Annotated in this window: 19 protein-coding genes; 8 read left to right on the top strand and 11 right to left on the bottom strand. The window is 41.4% G+C overall.

Annotated features, from left to right (window positions below; translation table 11 throughout):
- Positions 1 to 5: 5 nt before the first annotated feature.
- The 6 genes from DV872_RS20175 to namA all read right to left on the bottom strand — a co-directional run bounded on the left by DV872_RS20175 (position 6) and on the right by namA (position 7,411).
- Positions 6 to 1,361: a sigma-54 dependent transcriptional regulator gene (locus DV872_RS20175; RefSeq protein WP_114631774.1), complete on the bottom strand. Its 1,356-nt coding sequence runs from the start codon at positions 1,359 to 1,361 to the stop codon at positions 6 to 8.
- Positions 1,362 to 1,419: 58 nt separating this feature from the next.
- Positions 1,420 to 2,379, bottom strand: coding sequence for an ABC transporter permease (locus DV872_RS20170; RefSeq protein WP_114631773.1), 960 nt, complete (start codon positions 2,377 to 2,379; stop codon positions 1,420 to 1,422).
- Positions 2,380 to 2,382: 3 nt separating this feature from the next.
- The gene (locus DV872_RS20165) at positions 2,383 to 3,876 is read right to left on the bottom strand and encodes a sugar ABC transporter ATP-binding protein (protein WP_114631772.1); all 1,494 of its coding nucleotides are present in this window, start codon (positions 3,874 to 3,876) and stop codon (positions 2,383 to 2,385) included.
- A 5-nt stretch (positions 3,877 to 3,881) separates the two neighbouring features.
- Entirely contained in the window at positions 3,882 to 5,078 is a 1,197-nt protein-coding gene (locus tag DV872_RS20160) for a hypothetical protein (RefSeq protein ID WP_114631771.1), read from the bottom strand.
- Positions 5,079 to 5,147: 69 nt separating this feature from the next.
- Complete coding sequence (locus DV872_RS20155; RefSeq protein ID WP_114631770.1) at positions 5,148 to 6,113, bottom strand: sugar ABC transporter substrate-binding protein; 966 nt, start codon at positions 6,111 to 6,113, stop codon at positions 5,148 to 5,150.
- A 266-nt stretch (positions 6,114 to 6,379) separates the two neighbouring features.
- Positions 6,380 to 7,411, bottom strand: coding sequence for an NADPH dehydrogenase NamA (gene namA / locus DV872_RS20150; protein WP_114631769.1), 1,032 nt, complete (start codon positions 7,409 to 7,411; stop codon positions 6,380 to 6,382).
- 354 nt (positions 7,412 to 7,765) lie between these two features.
- Between namA and DV872_RS20145 the strand changes: the two genes are divergently transcribed.
- On the top strand, positions 7,766 to 8,137 hold the full coding sequence (locus DV872_RS20145; RefSeq protein WP_114631768.1) for an RNHCP domain-containing protein: 372 nt from the start codon (positions 7,766 to 7,768) through the stop codon (positions 8,135 to 8,137).
- On the top strand, positions 8,134 to 9,237 hold the full coding sequence (gene rsgA / locus DV872_RS20140) for a ribosome small subunit-dependent GTPase A (RefSeq protein ID WP_114631767.1): 1,104 nt from the start codon (positions 8,134 to 8,136) through the stop codon (positions 9,235 to 9,237). The genes DV872_RS20145 and rsgA overlap by 4 nt, the downstream gene beginning before the upstream one ends.
- A 225-nt stretch (positions 9,238 to 9,462) precedes the next feature.
- Here the strand turns inward: rsgA and DV872_RS20135 are convergent, their stop codons facing one another.
- The 4 genes from DV872_RS20135 to DV872_RS27140 form a co-directional block, all read right to left on the bottom strand.
- Positions 9,463 to 9,918, bottom strand: coding sequence for a MarR family winged helix-turn-helix transcriptional regulator (locus tag DV872_RS20135; protein ID WP_114631766.1), 456 nt, complete (start codon positions 9,916 to 9,918; stop codon positions 9,463 to 9,465).
- Complete coding sequence (locus DV872_RS20130; protein WP_114631765.1) at positions 9,918 to 10,343, bottom strand: flavodoxin family protein; 426 nt, start codon at positions 10,341 to 10,343, stop codon at positions 9,918 to 9,920. Before DV872_RS20130 ends, DV872_RS20135 begins: the two co-directional genes overlap by 1 nt.
- A 133-nt stretch (positions 10,344 to 10,476) precedes the next feature.
- Positions 10,477 to 11,121 carry a peroxiredoxin-like family protein gene (locus DV872_RS20125; protein WP_114631764.1) on the bottom strand — a complete coding sequence of 215 codons (645 nt, stop codon included), beginning with the start codon at positions 11,119 to 11,121 and terminating at the stop codon, positions 10,477 to 10,479.
- An 85-nt stretch (positions 11,122 to 11,206) separates the two neighbouring features.
- Positions 11,207 to 11,329 (bottom strand): hypothetical protein, encoded by a 123-nt coding sequence (locus DV872_RS27140; RefSeq protein WP_255566876.1) that lies wholly within the window; start codon positions 11,327 to 11,329, stop codon positions 11,207 to 11,209.
- A 101-nt stretch (positions 11,330 to 11,430) separates the two neighbouring features.
- Between DV872_RS27140 and DV872_RS20115 the strand changes: the two genes are divergently transcribed.
- The 3 genes from DV872_RS20115 (at position 11,431) to DV872_RS20105 (ending at position 15,382) form a co-directional block, all read left to right on the top strand.
- Positions 11,431 to 11,976, top strand: a complete 546-nt coding sequence (locus tag DV872_RS20115) for a TetR/AcrR family transcriptional regulator (protein WP_199563520.1) — start codon at positions 11,431 to 11,433, stop codon at positions 11,974 to 11,976.
- A gap of 75 nt (positions 11,977 to 12,051) precedes the next feature.
- On the top strand, positions 12,052 to 13,002 hold the full coding sequence (locus tag DV872_RS20110) for a 1-phosphofructokinase family hexose kinase (RefSeq protein ID WP_114631761.1): 951 nt from the start codon (positions 12,052 to 12,054) through the stop codon (positions 13,000 to 13,002).
- A gap of 46 nt (positions 13,003 to 13,048) precedes the next feature.
- Positions 13,049 to 15,382: an EAL domain-containing protein gene (locus DV872_RS20105; RefSeq protein WP_114631760.1), complete on the top strand. Its 2,334-nt coding sequence runs from the start codon at positions 13,049 to 13,051 to the stop codon at positions 15,380 to 15,382.
- Positions 15,383 to 15,384: 2 nt separating this feature from the next.
- On the opposite strand, the gene DV872_RS20100 is transcribed toward DV872_RS20105, so the two are convergent.
- Positions 15,385 to 16,176, bottom strand: coding sequence for a hypothetical protein (locus tag DV872_RS20100; protein ID WP_114631759.1), 792 nt, complete (start codon positions 16,174 to 16,176; stop codon positions 15,385 to 15,387).
- Positions 16,177 to 16,513: 337 nt separating this feature from the next.
- Here DV872_RS20100 and DV872_RS20095 point away from each other — a divergent pair, with 337 nt between their 5' ends.
- The 3 genes from DV872_RS20095 (at position 16,514) to tpx (ending at position 19,638) form a co-directional block, all read left to right on the top strand.
- Positions 16,514 to 16,735: a FeoA family protein gene (locus tag DV872_RS20095; protein WP_158547079.1), complete on the top strand. Its 222-nt coding sequence runs from the start codon at positions 16,514 to 16,516 to the stop codon at positions 16,733 to 16,735.
- Positions 16,719 to 18,896, top strand: a complete 2,178-nt coding sequence (gene feoB / locus DV872_RS20090; RefSeq protein ID WP_114631757.1) for a ferrous iron transport protein B — start codon at positions 16,719 to 16,721, stop codon at positions 18,894 to 18,896. The genes DV872_RS20095 and feoB overlap by 17 nt, the downstream gene beginning before the upstream one ends.
- A gap of 241 nt (positions 18,897 to 19,137) precedes the next feature.
- Positions 19,138 to 19,638 (top strand): thiol peroxidase, encoded by a 501-nt coding sequence (tpx, locus tag DV872_RS20085; RefSeq protein WP_114631756.1) that lies wholly within the window; start codon positions 19,138 to 19,140, stop codon positions 19,636 to 19,638.
- The last annotated feature ends 148 nt before the right edge of the window (positions 19,639 to 19,786 follow it).

The following is a 19,786-nucleotide window of genomic DNA, read 5'->3' as shown; positions in this document are numbered from 1 at the left end:
ACGCACTAGTCTCGGATATTCAATTTTTTCATCTTATTATAGAGGGTTTTACGGTCCATATTAAGAAGTTCAGCCGCCATGGTTTTTTTTCCCTGACTCTTTCTAAGAGCTTCTTCAATAAGCTCCTTATTAATATTATCAATAGCCCGTTCGTACTCATCGGACCAACCCCGGCTTGGGATATCCTTATACTGAGCAGGAAGATCTTCTATTGAGATCAAATCATTTTCACAGAAGATCACTGAGCGTTGGACACAGTTCTTCAGCTCCCGGATATTTCCGGGCCACAGATGAGACAGCAACAGGTTTTCAACCTCAGAGTCAAATCCACGGATTTGTCTGCCATATTCTCTACAGGCTTGTTCCCTGAAAGCTTCTGCCAGAAGAAGAATATCCCCTTTTCTTTCTCGAAGAGGAGGTAGTTCGAAGTGGACAACAGAAAGTCTGTAATAGAGGTCCTCTCTGAATGTCCCATCGCTCATCATTTGTTGGAGGTTTTTATTTGTTGCTGTAATAATTCTTACATCTACAGATTTAGGCTCATCTGCACCTAACGCCGTCACCTGACTGTCCTGCAGGACACGAAGCAGTTTTGCCTGGATCATTAAACTCATGTCACCCATCTCATCCAGAAACATACTGCCCTTATGGGCGGTGTTAAATCTTCCCGGACGATCCTTATCGGCTCCTGTAAACGCACCCTTTTTATGTCCGAACAGCTCACTCTCCAGAAGTGATTCGGGAAGAGAAGCACAATTGAGTTTTACAAACTTCTTATCACTTCGCTGACTCAGGCGATGAATTTCATCTGCAATAAGTTCCTTACCTGTACCACTTTCACCTGTAATCAACACGGGTGCATTAGTCTCGGCAACCTTCTTAAGAGAATAAATGATATCCAGCATCCCTTTATGACTGCAGATTATCGGAGAGTCAGAAACTAGAGGAAGTAATGTATCAGATACTTCTGAATGAGGTTTCAGAATACACGAGATCTCTTCAAGCATGCTGCTGAAACGGACTGGTTTTTTAAGAACATTCATGGCTCCGATCTGCATGGCCTGAACCGTTGTCTCTATATCTATATGCCCCGACACAATGATTACAGGTATCCGGGAATTGTAGACTCTGATCTTCTTTAATAGATCAATACCACTCATTCTCGGCATCTTTAGATCAAGCAGAATAATATCAATTTCACATGATTTTAATAGATCAAGAACCATATCAGGATCTGTGCTGTGAGAACAGCTGAACCCTGATTCCTCAAACAAGTCCTTCATTGAAAGACAGTACTCAAGTTCATCATCCACAATAAGTACACGCTGCTTCAAGTTGTTTATATTTGTCCTGTCTGTCATGCTGGCATTATAATCCTGTTCTTATTTTTCTGTCATTATATAGTTTTATATCTGATATCTAATTCTTCTGCTTTTTAGAATAAGAATCAATTCCGACAACCAGCAGAATGATCATCCCTTTTACAAGATACTGCACATAGACCTGTACACCCATAAGGTTGAACATATTATTCAAGATAGTCATTAGAAGAACACCTATCAGTGTCCCAATGATGCTACCCTGTCCTCCCGAAACAGTGGTACCGCCAATAACAGTTGAGGCAATTGCATCCAGGTCATAACCCTGTCCGGCCAGAGGTGTGGCAGAGTTTAGGCGTGCTGCATAAACAATCCCCGCCATAGCAGCCATTCCGCCCCCGATCATAAAGGTCATGATCTGGTAGAAATCGACATTTACCCCTGAGAGCCTTGTGGCTTCTTTATTTCCGCCAATTGCACAGCTATAACGTCCCAAAGGAGTCTTACTTAAAACAAACTGCCAGATGGCAACCATGGTAAGCAGAAGGATAATTGGAAAAGGTATAGATCCGATATATCCGGAACCGATAAACTGGAATCCCTTAGATTCTCCTGTAATAGGATACCCACCCGTATACATATAAGTCAGCCCGCGGACGAAGGTCTGAGTACCAAGTGTTGCAATAATCGGTACAATACCAATCTTGGCAGCCAGAAACCCATTACAGAATCCAATAGCAATACCTACCAGGAGTACAACAGCTGTTGCAAGCATCCAGTGCATCTCTGCCTGAAGACCGAGAGCCATAGCAGCCGAAAGAGCCAGAACACTGCCGACTGAGATATCGAAACCTCCACCGATAATGACAAAGGTTGTCCCTATAGCCATCACCCCGATAATAGAGCTCTGTCTAAGAATATTGATAATATTCTGACTATTCAGAAAATTGGGTGTAACAATTGAAATTATAATACTGAGAATAGAAAACAGAATCATAATTCCGTACTTCTGTGTTATCTGTGTCAGGTTCTTCTGATCTAATATTTTATTTGAGTTCATTGCTTATGCATCTCCTTCGAGCATTGCTTTCATTATGGATTCAATGGAGTCCCTGGGGGAAAATTCCTTCTGTATATATCCACGTCCCATAACAAGGATTCGATGGCAGAGAGCATGAACTTCAGGTACCTCGGAAGATATGAAAATCACAGATTTCCCCTTGGCTGCCAACTCTCGAATAACTTTATAGACTGCCTGTTTGGCCCCTATATCAATACCTCTTGTAGGTTCATCCATAATCAGGATCTCCGGATCGGCGGCAAGCCATTTCCCGATTACAATTTTCTGCTGATTCCCGCCACTGAGAAAACGAAGAGACTGATCAGGCCCTGTTGATTTAACCTCAAGATTTTTACAACAGGACTCCGTCTCTTTTAACTCCCTTTTTGTCTGGATAATACCCTTGCTGAGAAACTTCTTAAGAGAGGCAAGAGTCAGGTTGTGTTTGATCGAATCATCCAGCAGTAATCCTGTATCCTTTCTATCCTCGGTTGTCATTCCGATCCCGGCTGATACAGCATCTTTTGGTGAACGGATACGGCAGGGAATACCATCCAGAAGGACCTCCCCTCCTGCCTTCCTGGAAGCACCAAAAAGAGCATGCCCCAGTTCTGATTTCCCTGCACCCACAACACCTGTAATCCCGAGAACCTCTCCCGGGTACAGCTTAAAACTGCTGGGCTTTGTAGAATCATCAGGTCTTAAATCCCGAACTTCAAGACGAGGTGCATTGAAGGCTTCCAGGTTTAACTCTGTTGCCATCTCAAGTTCAAGTAAATCACCTACCATATGAGAAACAATGGATTCAACATCCATCTCCTCTGCAGGTTTATCACAGACCAGAAAACCATCCTTTAGAATGGTTATCTGATCTGATATTCTAAAAACTTCATCAAGAAAGTGAGTGATGTAGATTATTGTGATTCCTTTGCTCTTAAGGTCTGAAATGACATCAAATAGCAGATCCACCTCTTTCCCCGACAAAGAATCAGTCGGCTCATCCATAATGATCAAACGGCTGTCTCGAGCCAATGCTTTCATAATTTCAACAATTTTTTTCTCAGCAACCCCAAGACTTGATATCTTGAGATCCCTATCGATATTCACACCCACTTTTTCAACCAGAGTACTGAACCTTTCCTCCATATCCCTGACATCAAAGACATGATTTTTCATAGGTTCAATTCCCAGGAAAACATTTTCTAATACAGTAAGAGTGGGGATCAGGCTAGTTTCCTGATAGATCACATTAATCCCCACCCTTACGGCATCCTGTGGAGAAGTGAAATGTAGCTCATCACCATCAAGAAAAACCTTACCGGAACTCAGGGAGTAGACTCCGGAGATGATTTTAATCAGTGTGGATTTCCCGGCACCATTTTCTCCAAGTAGAGCATGCACTTTCCCTTTGTGAACATCCCAGCAGATATTCTGCAGAACGCTCACCCCGGAAAAACTTTTATTTATATTATCCAGAGAGAGTAAATTTCCCGGCATATCTTCTATCCTTGATCCAACATTGTAAAATAGAGTTCGGGAATTTCAAGACAGTTCCAGCAGGCAAGAATTTCCGCATTACCACTGAACAGGTCAACCGCTTCTGCAGCCCTTGATTCAGGAACCTTTGTCTGAAAAAGCTCACTGTGAACAAGCTCAATTCCTGGAAAGAACCTGCAGCTTTCAGAATATTCCTCTGCTCTCTTCCATTCAGAAAATGCCAGAGAGGATGGAAATCCTGTTTCACTTCTTTTATCCCAATAGGGCTTCAAATCATGCCCCATCATTTTTTCCAATGTTTTAATAATTTTGTCCTCCTCCATATCAGAGAAGGTTTCCCGGATGCCTCTAAACAGACAATCCAGTTCCAGGGGGATTCCTGCAGGTCCCCAGGCCATGGCGTAAGTCATGGGTTTGATCCAATCGGCTATCTGGCTAAGGGCAGCATAGTCCTGCCCTACAGCCCTGGCCAGACCAGGTGAAAACAGATCCAGGGCCATTCCCTTATCTCTGCTTCTGATAATTCTATTCAGTCTTTCCACTTTTTCTGTGATGAGTCTCATTCTTTCTTTGACAAATCTATGGATCAATGGAAATCTCTGTTCAGTACGACCTGTAGGCTCATCTCCACAGAAAAGCTGTAAGAAATCGTCCCCTGAAAGAGATTCGAATTCTCCTGCAATACCCTCTCGATCAATATTCATCCTGCTGCAGCACTCAGGGCAGACACAGGAATAGAGAAGAGGCAGTCCATTGGCAAATGACGGGTAGCGGATACGGTCCAGAAAAACTCCATCATAATCATAGCGATCCAGTAAATCATCCAGATGCTCTTCTGACAGTTTTTCAAAGGTTCTGTCAGAAGGACAGGTAAAAGAAAAATCTTCCTCCCCCTTACCTGACAACTTCATGGAGCCCGGGGAGCAGAGACCGCTCTCACCTTTATGATTTATTGAAGGCTGTGCATTATCTGTAGATACAAGTGTATCCGCAAGCACAGGAAACCAGAGCCAGCACTCTGTACCACTTTCACGGCATAGTCGCAGAACTATCTCACTGTACTGATCATCTTCTGTATTCCAGAAAAGAAGCCTGGACATCTCAGGTCTCTGCAGTATTCTCTTTAATCTCTTCTCAATCTCATCAAGACTGTATCTTTTTTTTTCTTCAGCACTCAAGTAGAGTTGAGTTCCCCAGTTCATAATTTATCCATCCTTGTCCAGGGCCGTTTAACAGCCCTGGTTCTTATATTGCTTTAAAACTATTTTGTTTTAGAGCTCAGGAGTTACAGAGTCAACATTATTAATATCAACTATGTATGCCTCAAGAGGGATAAAGAGGGGAATTGTCTCTCCGTTAAAATATTTATTTGCAGTTTCGATTACGGTATAACCGGCGCCTTCAATAAAGTAGTTGGAAGTCATATCAACTTTACCGTCATTGATCATAGGAATCAGTTCTTTTGAAAATTCCAGTCCGGTTATATAGATCTTGTCTGTTTTACCGGATTCATCAATAGCCTTGGCAGCTGCGGCGGCTGCATTGTACCACTGACAACTGATCAGATCGATTTTTTCTCCAGACTGAAGAACTGCTTCAACTGCAGCCAGAGCACCTTCCTTAGTCCATCCGGGTATAGCCTGCTGGTAAACAACATTCCAATTGCTGTGCTTATCAACATATTCCATAAAACCTTCTGTTCTCATTCTCTGAGGAGCAGTACCGGGATTACCTTCAATCAGTACAATGTTGGCATCCTTATCTCCCAGAAGGGACTCTGCCATTTCACCCATCAGATGACCCAATGAGATTTCATTGATACCGATAAATGTTTCAATTCCATCGACCTGACCATTAGGATCAGCACCAAGAGTATTGGTAAAGGTAAAAAGTGGAATAGAATTTTCATTACAGAGTTGTACCGCCGGCAGCAGAGCCTGATTATCAGCAGCACAAAGCATCACAGCATCAACACCTCTGGCAACAAAATTCTCTACCTGACTGAGCTGTTTTGCAGCATCCCACTCTGCATCTGAATAGATAAGTTTAATACCGAACTCAGCAGCAGCTTTATCCATACCTTTTTTCTGTACAGAGAAGAATTCAACACTTCCAGGCAAACATACCGCCAGAGTCTTCTGACCGGGATCAGCATCTTTCTGACCTGATGCAGTAAGGGGCAGCAGAGAAGCAAAAAGAAAAAGAATACTAAGTAATAAAGTTGTAAGTCGTTTCATAAACGTCCTCCTTGATTTTCCCATACTATTGCAAGGGCTGTGCCATCTTCCTGGACTCAGTTATTATAGCAGATTGAAAGGCTGAAAAAACTTTCATAGAGAAAACAACAACTCATTACTGGATATAGTTTTAGAGAATTTCAAAAATAAAAATAAATATTTGATATTATTTTGAAGTTAAACCTGGCCTGTAAAGTATAGACTGAAACTTTGAGATTTTTTTCCTCAAATAAAATAATTTTGGGGAATCAATTCCCCGAAATCATTTATGCCCTGTCATACTGCCTTGGCCGATAAGAGAGCTCCACTCCCGCAGCCTTTGCACTAAGCAGAGGAAAGTAAGGATTACGAAGCAGCTCCCGTCCCATAAAGACAAGATCACTGTCTCCATCGGTAATAATCTTCTCAGCATGTTCCGATTCAGTAATCAGCCCCCCGCCGACAACCGGAAGTCCCGTCTGAGCCTTGATGATTTTTGCAGGGGGAATCTGAAATCCCGGAGCTGCAGGAATCTTCACATTAGGTACTACACCACCGGAACTGACATGGATGAGATCCACACCCTCAGATTTTACTAAGTTGATCATCCGGGCAAGATCCTCAGGCTGATTACCACCCTCCATATAATCAACAGCGGATACTCTGAGAATCAAAGGATTATCCTCTTTCCACACCGAACGGACAGCTCTGATTACCTGTCTAAGAAACTCAGCTCTCTTCTCAGGAGATCCGCCATAAGCATCTGTTCTTTGATTTGTCAGAGGAGAGAGAAATTCACTTATTAAATATCCATGGGCGCCATGAAGTTCTAAAACTTTATATCCGGCATCTCTCACCCTTACAGCAGCATTCTTAAAAGACTCAATAACAGATTCAATATCAGCCTGACTCATTTCACGGGGTGTTATATAAAGAGGATCTTTCGTATCAAAATTTAAAGCTGATGGAGCAATAACATCTTCTCCTGTTGCACAGCACTTACGGCCTGCATGAGCCAGCTGAATAGCAGGCACTGCACCTTCAGAAACAATTCCTTGAACAATATTTTTCAACCCTTGTATTTGCGAGTCATCCCAGATACCAAGATCATTGGCAGAAATTCTCCCTCTGGATTCTACTGCTGTGGCCTCCTGAATAATAAGTCCTGTTCCTCCCTGAGCTCTGGTTCTGTAGTGGAAACGATGCCAATCCGTTGCTATACCGTCTTTATCTGCACTGTACATACACATAGGGGGCATAACAATACGGTTCCTCAGAGTTATTTTATTGAGACTGAAAGAGCTGAAAAGGTGGTCCATATCATGTTTCCTGTATAATGCGAGATATCTTATAATCTCAGCTAAACTTAAGAACAAATCAAATTCTATATTTATTAAATATGGCTCTGGCCGGGTAACATTATCGCAAATACTAAATTTAATGTTGACAGATTTCCAGACCGGGATTATATTGAGCACATCTTAAAGTTACCTGAGGAGGCGTATATGTCAGCTATTGTTATCAAAGATGTTCCTGTTCAGGGGACTTACGGCTGCTGATTTTCTAATTTCAGTACCAACCGTTTATTCCCATCGGAAAAATCTTAATAATTTCTAATTGAACAGGACATCCCATACCACATACACCAGGTTTTTCAACCTGAAGGAAAAGGTATGTCCCGATATAATCACAGAGACAACAATTACACAGACACATTTATCTGCCGTCATTGCGACATGACAGTTCCTCCCCCTGAAGCAGGCGGGAGTCATCGCAACCACTGCCCTCATTGTCTCTGGAGTCTTCATGTAGACCTCAGAAAAGGTGATCGCCGCTGCGGATGCAGAGGTTTGATGGAGCCCATATCAGTATGGGTCAAACCGTCAAAAGAGTGGGCAATTATTCACCGCTGTCAAAGCTGTGGATTCATTAGAACCAACAGGATCGCCGGGGACGATAACGAAATGATCCTGTTCAGACTGGCAGCTGAACCTATTACCATGCTGCCCTTCCCCGCTAAAAAGACTTTGGAGAAAATCGTATGAGTAAAGAATCATGGGGCTGGAACAGCTCTCTTGAAAAAGAATATCAAAACCGTCATACCGACGGTCTTGAAGCCGGACGGGTCATAAAAGAGGTCCGGCATCTCTATACTGTTGCTTCCGAAACTTCATCCGCATCAGAAGAATATCTTAAAGGTGAAGTTTCCGGTGCTTTCCAGTTTAAAGCAGCAGGGCCGGCAGACTATCCAGCCATCGGAGACTGGGTTCTGTACCGCAGGGCCTCTGAAGATAAACTTGTCATCGAGGATGTACTGCCGAGATGGAGCAGTTTCTCCCGAAAGGTGGCGGGAGACAGGACGGATGAGCAGGTTCTGGCAGCGAATATTGATATTATCTATCTTGTCTTCGGGATAAACGGAGGCAGGAATTTTACATCCGGTGGACTGGAACGCTATATGACACTGGCATGGGAGAGCGGTGCTACCCCGGTTATAATTCTAAATAAAGCGGATCTCTGTACTGAGGACGAACGGGAAACTGCTCAGCTTACTGCAGAGAATGCGGCACCCGGAGTAGAGATACATATGATCAGCGCTGTAACTGAAGAAGGGCTTAATGAGATGACTTCTTCCCTGAAACCGGGAATGACCATAGGGCTGACCGGTCCATCAGGGGTTGGTAAGTCGACAATTATCAATTCTCTTGCGGGTGTATCGCTGCAGAAGACAACATCCCAGAGAGAGGGAGACCTGAGGGGTCGTCACACTACAACTCATAAAGAGATGTTCAGACTTCCCTCGGGTGTAATTATGGTCGATACACCGGGATTAAAAGAGGTCCAGTTATGGGCAGATGAAGATTCCCTGGCTGAAACATTCCAGGATATTACTAAACTGGCACAGAACTGCCGTTTCAGGGACTGCAGTCATCAGGGAGAACCCGGATGTGCAGTTCAATCTGCTCTGGCATCTGGAGAACTTGAGAACAGGCGTTATGAGAACTATCTGGTGCTGCAGAAGGAGTTAAAATACCTGAAGACCCGTCAGGAGACAAGTGCAGCCAGACTGGAACGGGAGAAGTGGAAACATGTTGCCCAATTTGTTAAAAGTCCTATGTATTCTGCAAAAAGAAAAAAAAGATAAAATAACAGTCAGTACAGCCTTCCCTATGGGAGGGTTGTCCTGAATATATTAAAACATAAAGAATCAATGTCAAAACTAAATAAGCAATCACAAAAAACTGACTGAATTATTCACTAGAGTCACTGAAGTTGAAACACTGATTAAACAGCCGGGGATTTTCCATCTCAAGAGCCTGGTCTTATCTGAATAAAAACTTATATTTTGATAGAGCTTAAATTGAGAATATTAAGCCCCGGTGTAATTCTGCAGCATCAGCAAAAAAAGATCATAAAGCTCTTTGGCCTTGTCCTCGGGAAGGTTGACAGTTAACTGCCCCTTCAAAGCATCCTCTGCCAGTTTTTTGACTTTGCGTCCCTCATCTGTAATATTGACGTAGACGATGCGCTGATCTTCCTGACTTCGCTCTTTCATCACATAGCCGAGTTTAATCAACTGTGTGATGGAGCGTGAAGTATTAACTTTATTAGGAAGACATTCACTGATTTGATTAACTGTCATGCTATTATCTCTACCACTATTAATTGCATAAAGAATAAGACTCTGAAGATATGTCAGTCCCAGATCTGTAACAGCGTTATTCAGACGGGCTTCCATCTCTCCTCCCAGCAATAGAAAAAGCTGGAAGCATTTCTGGTTGTATGATTCATCTGGATTCTGTATAGAATCTCCAAAGATCTGCATTACTGATCCTTATACTGTTTAAATATTTTATTGGCAAACTTCTTTATGGCTTTAAGGTCATTAGCATCAGGGCGGTTTTTATGTAAAGCACCGAAGGCACCATAGCAATGAAATTCTTCATCAGCGCATTTAATACCGCTGCGCTGCAGATTTTTTGAAACCACGGGGTAAGAGGATGTCAGCAGTGCTGTAGTGCTGAAAACAAAGACCTTTTTAACACTGGAGCCTCTTAGAGATTCGATAAACCCCTTCATCTGTTTATCGATATTAAGAGCATATAATGCACTACCCAGAAAAAGAATTTCAACATCATCTTCCAGAGGAATATCCACAGACTGCGGATCTATGTTTAACTGCTCACCAATAGCCCTGGCCAGTTTCTCGGTATTACCGGTTCTACTGAAATACCTTACGGCAATTTTCATTTATACAACCACCAATTTAGAATAGCAAAATTGTACAATAAAATCCGGAAGAAATAAAACGATTACATACTCTTTTAAGTTTTTATTATCTTTTATACAGCTGAGGGGAGATCGGCACCATTCATGTTTATAATCAGATATAAAGCAGTTTCTTATATTCATCCAATACAAGTGATGGTTCAGCCCGTTTTGTATAATCCGGATCTACAAATGCGAAAGTAATCACACCCTCTTTATCAATAACATAGGTCGCCGGGATTGGTAATTCGGCTTCATTATTTTCCTGCGTTTTTTTCAGATTAATTCCACCAAGCCTGTAAATCAGTTGAAGCAGCCATGATGGAGTGTAAACAAGGTTCAATTTCTTAGCAAATTGATTTTTTACATCACTGAGAATAGAAAAGTGAAGGTCATCTGTATTTATAGAACTATCAGGGGCTTCCGGAGTAATGGCAAACATATTTATGCTATCCATTTCAGACTCCTCAATAAGATGATGATAATACCGGAGTTCCAAATTACAAAAAGCACACCAGGAGCCTCTGTAAAAACTCAGAATAGCTGGTCTCCCCTTTCTCTGATCTGAAAGGGTTACGACTTCATTGTTTTTATTTAGGAATTTGCTGTCAGAAATTTTATCCCCAACTTTAAATGCTCTTTCTATGAACTTTTCATCATAAATTCTGGCAATTTCATTTTTAAAATATTTTGTGATAAAAAAAGGATATTTTTTACTCTGACGACTAATCTCATTGTTTAATTTTTCTGATAAATACATGCTCTTCTCCTGATCTCTATTGGATTATTCAACCAACAGAGTCCTGATACTTTTCGACACCTTCAGGACTCAGCCCGTACTGTTCTTACTCATCATTTCCGATCAGCTCTCTATGAATCAGTATAGTGTAGATATCAGGAATCTTCTTTTTGATATTCTGTTCCAGGGACCGGGCAATATCATGTACGGAACGGTATGATTGACACAAAATATACCGATAGGTACAATAAATAAATAAAAATATTGAGGAAGCTTATGGCAGGTGGTCGTAAAAAAAAATTTGATGAAGAGACGGCCCTGAAGGCTGCTATGGATGTCTTCTGGCAGAAAGGCTTTGCGGGTACCTCCATATCAGATCTCACTCAAAGAATGGGGATAAACAAGCCAAGCATGTACAATACCTTCGGCAACAAGGAAGAACTGTTTGTCAAAGCAACAAATTTCTATATTGAAAACAAGGCTAAATCACATTCAAAATTTCTATTGGAGAATCGGAAACCGCTAAAAATGCGTTTGAAAAATTACATGAGATCCATAATCTCCATTCAATGTGAATCTGAACAGCATAAAGGTTGTTATCTCGTGCATTGTCAGTCAGAAGTGGCCGGCGGTGACTTACCGGAAAATGCAAGAAAGCTGTTAGTTGAAGCAGATAAATATGACAAATCATTATTAACGGATATCTTTAATAATGATCCGGAAGCAAAAGAAAGAGGATTAAATAAAAATGCTGAGATGAACGCACTTTGCCTTGCGGCAACATTGAGAGGAACTGCATCCATGGCTCGTGCCGGATCAACTTTTTCTGAACTTGAGTTTGTCATTGATCACAGTATAAAAGGAATAGGATTGTAAATAGCCATTCAGATTTGCCGGGATCAGAAAAATCCGTCATTTGACAGATCGCATTTCATCTCTTAACGTGTTCTCATGATGAAGAAAAAGATATTAACAGTCACCCTTAATCCAGCAATCGATTACACAATTGAAGTAAATAATTTTGCAATCGATGCGGTAAACAGAGCATCTGCCAGCAGGAGAGATCCGGGTGGTAAAGGGATCAATGTAGGGACTGCTCTATCACAGGGAGGTTTTCCCGTTTGCCTGACCGGCTTCCTCGGTAAAAGCAATATTGATATTTTTCTGAATCATATCAAAGTCAACTCCATGGAAGACCGCTTTCTGCATGTTGAAGGCCCAACCCGGGAAGGCATTAAAGTGGTTGACCCGAAGAATGCTGTTACTACAGATATAAACTTTCCTGGATTCATGCTGACAGAAGAAGAGATCGCTAGGTTCATAGATCTTTTCAGTAAAATTGTTTCCGATTTTGAATACATAGTTATGTCTGGAAGTATTCCCGCAGGCGTACCCTCAAATATATATGGAGAGCTGGCACTTATTGCAAAACGTTCAGGAGCCTTTGTTGCCGTAGATACAAGCGGAGAAGCATTAAGAGCTGTAATAGAATCGGGTGCCGCTGATCTTATTAAACCAAATATTGAAGAACTGGCAGAAATATATCAGGAACTCGATGATGCCGAAGATAAAGACTCAGCTGTTGGAGCTCTGGCTGAAAAGCTGCTGGAGAAAGTCGGAATGATAGCTCTCTCCATGGGTGGAGACGGTAGTCGTCTTTATTCAAAAAGCGGAATTTATGATGTATCGACACCAAAGATTACAGTTAAAAGTACTGTAGGCGCAGGTGATGCCTACCTGGCAGGACTGGTGGCAGGATTGGCATCTGATATGGATGAAACTGCTGCTCTCAAATCTGCTTCTTCCTGGGCCGCATCAAAGCTGACCATGTTCGGTCCCGGATTATCAAAAGAATCCCCTCCATTTCAATATTTAGATAAAATAAACGTATTTTTAGTATAAACATTGAAATGGCAGATGCCCTGTTATTCAACTATAATTCAATAATATGAGAACTTCAGTCCGCATATATAATCGAGTACTCATCCCCTTTATGTTACTCATCCTCCCTCTGGGAATATCATACCTCCTCAGAACAGACGGAATTGCAACTGATAAATATATAGATGATCGAAGAAACTACATTGAACAGGTGCTCGATACGATAGACTCCAGTTTTTCTGCCTATGAACAGCTGATATATACAACTGTCAAGATCACAGAAGAATTAGCTCCTGACAAAGCAGAACATGAAGCCGCTCTAAAACTTGCATTTTCCTCATCCCGCTCAGCCCTTGTTTACGGCATTGGAATCTGGTATGAGCCATACAGTTTTGATGAAAAAACCGAGCGCTTTGGACCATATATTCATCATATTGATTCCAATAACAACAAAGAAGAAATCACTTATTTCTGGAATACTCCTGAGTACAATTATCAAAATAGAGAATGGTATAAGACATCCCTTGCTGCAAAAGAGGGAGAGATTTCTGTTTCACCGCCCTTTTTTGACAGTGATTACACATATATAACATTCGGTATTCCTTTCTCCAAAGAAGGAAAAAAAACTGGCGTTGTTACAGTAGACATTGTCCTTCCACAGCTCCAGGGCTACCTGTCAGATTATAACTTTTCTGATTTTTCAGGAGTTTATCTGACAACAAAAGACAATAGCATTGTATTTTCTAAAACAGATGCAAGTAATGCTGCTATTGAAAAACATGCAATGGAAGGAGAACAACCGGGTCTTTTTACAGATAGGACCGCTGTATACGATGAAAACGAAATTACCTCATTCTTTGAAGGGATTGGTCAGAAGCCGGAGATACTGACCAGTGAAACTGAGAATGGAGTATTTAGAATTCATGCATTTCTGGATAGGAAAGCCATATTTCTGAATATTATTTTTCGGCATTCCCTTCAATACCTTATCTTCTTCCTGTTCTGGACCTCGGTGCTATATCTGATTATTTTCAATTCATCATATCTGAAAAGAAATTATGAGAACCGCCTTCTAAATACAGAAAATGAACGCTTGACAGAGGAAATCTTCAAACGTAAAGAGGCAGAATCACGTCTTACATTTCAGGCATATTATGATGAAGTTAGCGGTCTTCAGAATCTCAACTCATTTATGGAGAAAGAAGAAGCACTGCAGCCTGGAAATGATAATCGCTCTCTGATACAGGTATCACTGAATAATATGAAAGAGCTTTCCCTGATCTTATCAAGTACTATAATTGATGAGACTCTGCTTGCCTTTACGACTCGACTGAAAAGTGTCTGTCCTTTAGAAACAAGACTCTATAGGGCTCGTGGGTTTTCTTTCTTTGTTGTCTATGATGACCAGAAGACAGGAAGTTCTCAAAAACTGGCAGAAAAACTGCAGAATGAATTTCGCTTTGCACTGCGCCTGGGTTCCAGAGATATCAGACTCCGGGCAAAGATCGGATTAGTATACTTCAAGGATGCCGAAAGCCTTGAGCAGGTACTGGCGATGTCACAGTCTGCCATTGCAGGACTGGATGTAGCAGACAGTGGACGTGTGGGGCTCTTTGACCATTCAGTCCAGGAACAGAAAGCAAGACATGTTGTATTGGATGCAGCCATGAGCCAGCCGGGATTTATCAGTGAACTGTACATGCTCTATCAGTATATTGTAAAAACCGAAGACCGCAGTCCTGCAGGATTTGAAGCACTTATGCGCTGGAAGAGCTCTGTTCTGGGATCAACGGTCTCACCGGCAGAATTCATTCCGATGGCAGAGGAGAACGGTTTAATTATCGGACTAGGATGGTTTGCCATTGAGGAAGTACTGAAGGCTATCTCGGGACCTCTTAAAAATAGCGGTTTATTTGTAACTGTAAATGTCAGTCCTATTCAATTTATTGAGCTGGACTTTCCTGACAAACTGGATAATCTTCTCAATCAATATGCTGTAGATAAAAACAGGCTGAAACTTGAGATAACCGAGTCATCAGCTGCGGCGGCCATAGAATCGTTCTGGCAGATTATCGATGAGCTGATCAGACGGGGTTACCGTCTTGCTATTGATGATTTCGGTACTGGTGAATCATCTTTTCACAGACTCTACAGTATGGCCTTTGATACTCTGAAGATAGATAGATCCTTTGTAACAGGACTGAATCTGGATGAACGGAATCAGGAAATCTGCCGCTCTCTTATGAATATAGGTAAAACCATGGGCAGCCAGATTGTTGCCGAAGGTGTAGAGACCGAAGAAGAGCACAGGGTCCTCAGGGAGATTGGAATTAAATATTCACAGGGATACCTATATGCCCGTCCACAGCCTTTGAGCGAAACGGAATTCGGAAAGAGCTGAATTTACGATATCTCTTCAATTATTGAAATAAGTCTGTTCAATACTATCTCACTGGTCAGCCCACTGCCCTCATGGCGGCAGATCTTTACACATTCAGGCTCCAAAGCAATCGTTATCATTCTGGAATTCCTGACCATCCTTTTAAAAATTTCAAAATTCTCAGGATGAAGACTCTTTTCTGTATTAAAATAATCACAGTCAATATCAAGGATGTAATTCTCAAAGAATGAACTTTTGAATGACTCTGCATGTGAAACTGCATCAAGCAGAAAAGAATCTTCAATAGATGAATCCGCCCTCAAACCAAGGCACTCATTACCATGAGTCTTTTTACTGCATCCGGGGACACACTGGGGTGAGAATTCTATAATTCTCTGATGTCCATATTCTTCCGGTCCATCGGCTATATAGACATTGGGGTTGGAACTTGAAGCATTTCTGTTTGTCGATAATACAAAGACTATATTAACCATATCAGTACGAACTGCAAAATCCAGATGTTCATCATGCTTCAGGTTATCATTTACCTGATTTATATTTATCTGACCATCCAGATACTGAGAGATTTTCTCTTCTGTCAGCTCATACAGTCTTTCTTCATGATTACCGCAGCGTCCTGATTTAATTTCACTGTCTGCTCTCCAGTAGGAGTAATTATGAAATGCTGTTTTTGTATCGGTATGATAATCCAGGGAAAAGACATTGATACCGGGGCTGTCCCTCCATGCTTCCAGTACCTGGTTATGAGACTGGACAATAAATATTTCTTTTCCGGCTACGTTAATAGATCTCATTTAACCTGCTGACAACTCTTGGAAAAACTGTTTTGGAGTTATCCCTTTTTACTTTTTTCTTCACTTTATAGAAGGATCATTCACAAAGGGAAAAAAATAATACTCTAACTATAACCTGATTTTGTTTGAAAAACTCAAACTGCTCTATATTTTTCTAACAACTATATAGAACAACAGAGTATTGAGATGTAGAATGACAACACAATTTTCTATCTGAAATCAATGTTGCCTCCCCTGTGTTAGCATTGACTAATTTAGTTTCAATTGTTAACGTATATTATAAAATACTAATATTAATTTGTATCCCGAAAAATATGATTCGGGGATGGTGAATAAGATGAGTTTATCTGAAATAGAACCTGGAAACAGTGCGGTTGTAGAATCAATACTTGGTGGAAAACACTTGAGACAAAAGCTTGTAAACCTTGGAATGATTCCTGGGGCGATAGTTCATGTTGTTCGTGCAAACAGGATGGGCCCCATGGTCCTGAATGTACAAGGCTCCCAGATCATGATTGGCCAAGGGATGGCAAAACGTATCAATGTCAAACAAAAATGATTTTACTCTTGCTTTTACAGGTAATCCAAATTGCGGTAAAAGCTCTCTTTTTAATTTACTGACCGGAGCAAAACAACAGATTGGAAACTGGCCGGGTGTTACGGTAGAACGCGTAGAAGGCCGATATCAATACAATAATCAAAGCTACAACATAGTAGATCTCCCGGGCATTTATTCCCTGTCTCCCAATTCCGAAGACGAACAGGTATCAAGAGATTACATCCTCAGTGGAAAGGCTGATCTTATAGTCAATATCCTGGATTCTTCAAACTTATCAAGAAATATGTATCTTACTGCTCAGCTGATTGAAATGAGGGTACCCGTAGTCGTTGTATTGAATATGATGGATCTTGCCGAGAGCAGCGGACTGAGTATCGATATTGATCATCTTTCAGCTCATTTAAAGTGTCCTGTGATCGGAGTGAGTGCAGTAAATCAGAACGATATATCCCGGCTTAAAGATTTTCTCAAAACTAATTCTGAAGAACATCCGGTATCTACTGTCGAGCTGAAATATCCAAATGAAATAGAAGATCTTATAAGTAACTGGAAAATCCTTCTCGAAAGCAAGGCTCAGGAACTCAACCTTGATTCACGCTGGATGACACTCAGACTTATTGAAGAAGACCCCTGGGTTACTTCAGCTATATATAATGCCGCAATCCTTACAAAAGAAGAGATAGAATTAGAGCTCGAGCATGTAAAGAAGATTCTGAATGAAACACCCGACATGATCATCGCCGATTATGTATATGGTGCTGTAAACGGTATTAGCCGTGAGGTTGTTAAACGTATTAGAAAGGTTAAACCTTTAAATGATATCGTTGATTCTGTAGTGATGCATCCAATCCTTGGAATCCCCATATTTTTTGCCGTGATGATGCTTGTATTTTTCGTCACAATCGAGATTGGCAGTATTTTCGTTGGCTGGTTTGATACCTTTGCCGAAATGATCTTTGTTGACGGAGTTAGCTCCCTTTTATCATCCGTCGGGGCACCGGAAATTATTTCATACTTCATTGCAGACGGCATAGGTGCAGGGATACAGATGGTAATTTCATTTATTCCGTTTGTATTTTTTATGTTCCTGATGCTCTCATTACTTGAAGACTCCGGCTATATGGCCAGGGCGGCCTTTGTTATGGACCGCTTTATGGGAAAACTCGGTCTGCCGGGAAAAGCCTTTGTCCCCATGATTGTAGGATTTGGATGTACAGTACCTGCGATCCTTTCAACCAGAACCCTGGATAACAGGCGTGATCGTATGATTACAATTTTTATGGTTCCCATGATGTCATGCGGCGCAAGACTCCCGGTCTATGCCCTCTTTGCAGCTGCTTTTTTTCCAACAAAAACTGGGCTGATTGTGTTTTCTCTCTATATGACCGGAATCCTTGTAGCCGTACTTTCAGGACTCCTGATAAAGGTAACTCTCTTCAGAGGAGAACCTTCTCATCTAATTATGGAACTTCCGCGCTATCATATACCAAGAGCAAAACATATTCTGCTTCACACCTGGGCCAGAGTTAAGGACTTTATCAAAAAAGCCGGTCAGGTAATAATCATCGCCGTTTTCATTATGTCTATTTTTTCATCCCTGAGCCTAAGCGGTGGATTCGATCCTGATAACACGGCTGAATCGATCCTGGCAGCGTTAGGCCGGTTTATGACTCCCCTTTTCACATCAATCGGAATAACAGATGAGAACTGGCCTGCCACTGTCGGTCTATTCACAGGTATATTTGCAAAAGAGTCGGTGGTAGGAACACTTAATGCCCTCTACAGCCAGCTGGAAAGCATCGGTCCTGCTTCTGAAGCTTCGACCGGTCTATTAATCCTGAGATCAAAGTTTACACCTGCAGCAGCTTATGCTTACCTGCTGTTTATCCTGTTATATATGCCCTGTGTTGCTGCAGTCAGTGCTGTCATGAGAGAAATCAGCATCAGCTTCGGTCTGCTTCAGGCACTATATCTGACGGTGGTTGCCTGGATCATCTCAACTCTGTTTTATCAAATAGTCGAAGGACATAATCCTGTCTATATTTCAATTGCCGCAGCTTTAACAGCATTGATAATACTGATCTTTAAAGTCGCCGCACGGTTAGTTCCCGTAGACCATATAGACCATATAGACCATATAGACCATATAGACCTTAAGTGAAACATAGAGAATGAGAAAAAATCTGTCAGAAAAATTTGAGCTGTTTCTGTTGACTGCAAATCAGGGAGATTGAGTTAATGATATCCGGAGTTCATTCTTCTCAATAACTTTAGAATCCCGATCTGTATCAATACCTGCCTGTATTTCTCTTTGAAATAAAAATAAAAAATATTTTACTTTTAATCGTTGCCTTACCTTACTATATTTGTATTAACTAATATTAAATTTTAAGGAGAAACATATGGCGAATATCACATTACATGGTAATCCTGTAAATACAGTTGGAGAATTACCTAAGGTTGGAACCGTGGCTAAGGATTTTAATCTGGTTCAGGCAGATCTTTCAGGAATAAAATTATCAGACTATAAAGGCAAAAATGTTGTACTTAATATCTTCCCAAGTCTGGATACATCCACCTGTGCATCTTCAGTAAGAAAGTTTAATAAAGATGCCTCATCACTGAATAATACAGTTGTACTCTGTGTTTCAGCAGACCTACCCTTTGCAGCAGGCCGCTTCTGTACTACAGAAGGATTGAGTGATGTGTATACAGCATCTGTATTTCGGGATACTGATTTCGGAAAAGATTATGGTGTACAGTTTAGTGATGGACCTCTTGCAGGTCTTCTATCCAGAGCGGTAGTCGTAGTAGATCCTGAAGGAAAAGTCTCCTACACTCAGCAGGTTTCTGAAATTGCGGATGAACCGGACTACAATTCTGCTCTCGCAGCGCTTAAATAACATCAGCTCTTAAAATGAATTAGGGGCTGTTGCAAAAGTCTAATTAGACTAAAGCGACAGCCCTTTTCTTTTTCAAAACAATTATTCGAAAGTCTTTAAATGTAAAAAGGGGCCGCAAAGCGACCCCATCGTGCTACAATTTGTTTAA

Origin of the sequence: Oceanispirochaeta sp. M1 (genome assembly GCF_003346715.1) — a bacterium.
Classification (GTDB): Bacteria; Spirochaetota; Spirochaetia; order DSM-2461; family DSM-2461; genus Oceanispirochaeta.
Note: the sequence above shows the minus strand (reverse complement) of the source record. Positions and strands in the feature narration are given on the sequence as shown.

What these genes read in the sequence shown, in the direction of transcription:
- DV872_RS20160 (WP_114631771.1), bottom strand. Translation starts at nt 5,078, where the DNA reads ATGAACTGGGGAACTCAACTCTACTTGAGTGCTGAAGAAAAAAAAAGA.
- DV872_RS20155 (WP_114631770.1), bottom strand. Translation starts at nt 6,113, where the DNA reads ATGAAACGACTTACAACTTTATTACTTAGTATTCTTTTTCTTTTTGCT.
- DV872_RS20170 (WP_114631773.1), bottom strand. Translation starts at nt 2,379, where the DNA reads ATGAACTCAAATAAAATATTAGATCAGAAGAACCTGACACAGATAACA.
- DV872_RS20125 (WP_114631764.1), bottom strand. Translation starts at nt 11,121, where the DNA reads ATGTATTTATCAGAAAAATTAAACAATGAGATTAGTCGTCAGAGTAAA.
- DV872_RS20115 (WP_199563520.1), top strand. Translation starts at nt 11,431, where the DNA reads ATGGATGTCTTCTGGCAGAAAGGCTTTGCGGGTACCTCCATATCAGAT.
- DV872_RS20175 (WP_114631774.1), bottom strand. Translation starts at nt 1,361, where the DNA reads ATGACAGACAGGACAAATATAAACAACTTGAAGCAGCGTGTACTTATT.
- DV872_RS20100 (WP_114631759.1), bottom strand. Translation starts at nt 16,176, where the DNA reads ATGAGATCTATTAACGTAGCCGGAAAAGAAATATTTATTGTCCAGTCT.
- DV872_RS20165 (WP_114631772.1), bottom strand. Translation starts at nt 3,876, where the DNA reads ATGCCGGGAAATTTACTCTCTCTGGATAATATAAATAAAAGTTTTTCC.
- rsgA (WP_114631767.1), top strand. Translation starts at nt 8,134, where the DNA reads ATGAGTAAAGAATCATGGGGCTGGAACAGCTCTCTTGAAAAAGAATAT.
- DV872_RS20135 (WP_114631766.1), bottom strand. Translation starts at nt 9,918, where the DNA reads ATGCAGATCTTTGGAGATTCTATACAGAATCCAGATGAATCATACAAC.
- DV872_RS20145 (WP_114631768.1), top strand. Translation starts at nt 7,766, where the DNA reads ATGTCCCGATATAATCACAGAGACAACAATTACACAGACACATTTATC.
- DV872_RS20095 (WP_158547079.1), top strand. Translation starts at nt 16,514, where the DNA reads ATGAGTTTATCTGAAATAGAACCTGGAAACAGTGCGGTTGTAGAATCA.
- DV872_RS20105 (WP_114631760.1), top strand. Translation starts at nt 13,049, where the DNA reads ATGAGAACTTCAGTCCGCATATATAATCGAGTACTCATCCCCTTTATG.
- DV872_RS20130 (WP_114631765.1), bottom strand. Translation starts at nt 10,343, where the DNA reads ATGAAAATTGCCGTAAGGTATTTCAGTAGAACCGGTAATACCGAGAAA.
- feoB (WP_114631757.1), top strand. Translation starts at nt 16,719, where the DNA reads ATGTCAAACAAAAATGATTTTACTCTTGCTTTTACAGGTAATCCAAAT.
- namA (WP_114631769.1), bottom strand. Translation starts at nt 7,411, where the DNA reads ATGGACCACCTTTTCAGCTCTTTCAGTCTCAATAAAATAACTCTGAGG.
- tpx (WP_114631756.1), top strand. Translation starts at nt 19,138, where the DNA reads ATGGCGAATATCACATTACATGGTAATCCTGTAAATACAGTTGGAGAA.
- DV872_RS20110 (WP_114631761.1), top strand. Translation starts at nt 12,052, where the DNA reads ATGATGAAGAAAAAGATATTAACAGTCACCCTTAATCCAGCAATCGAT.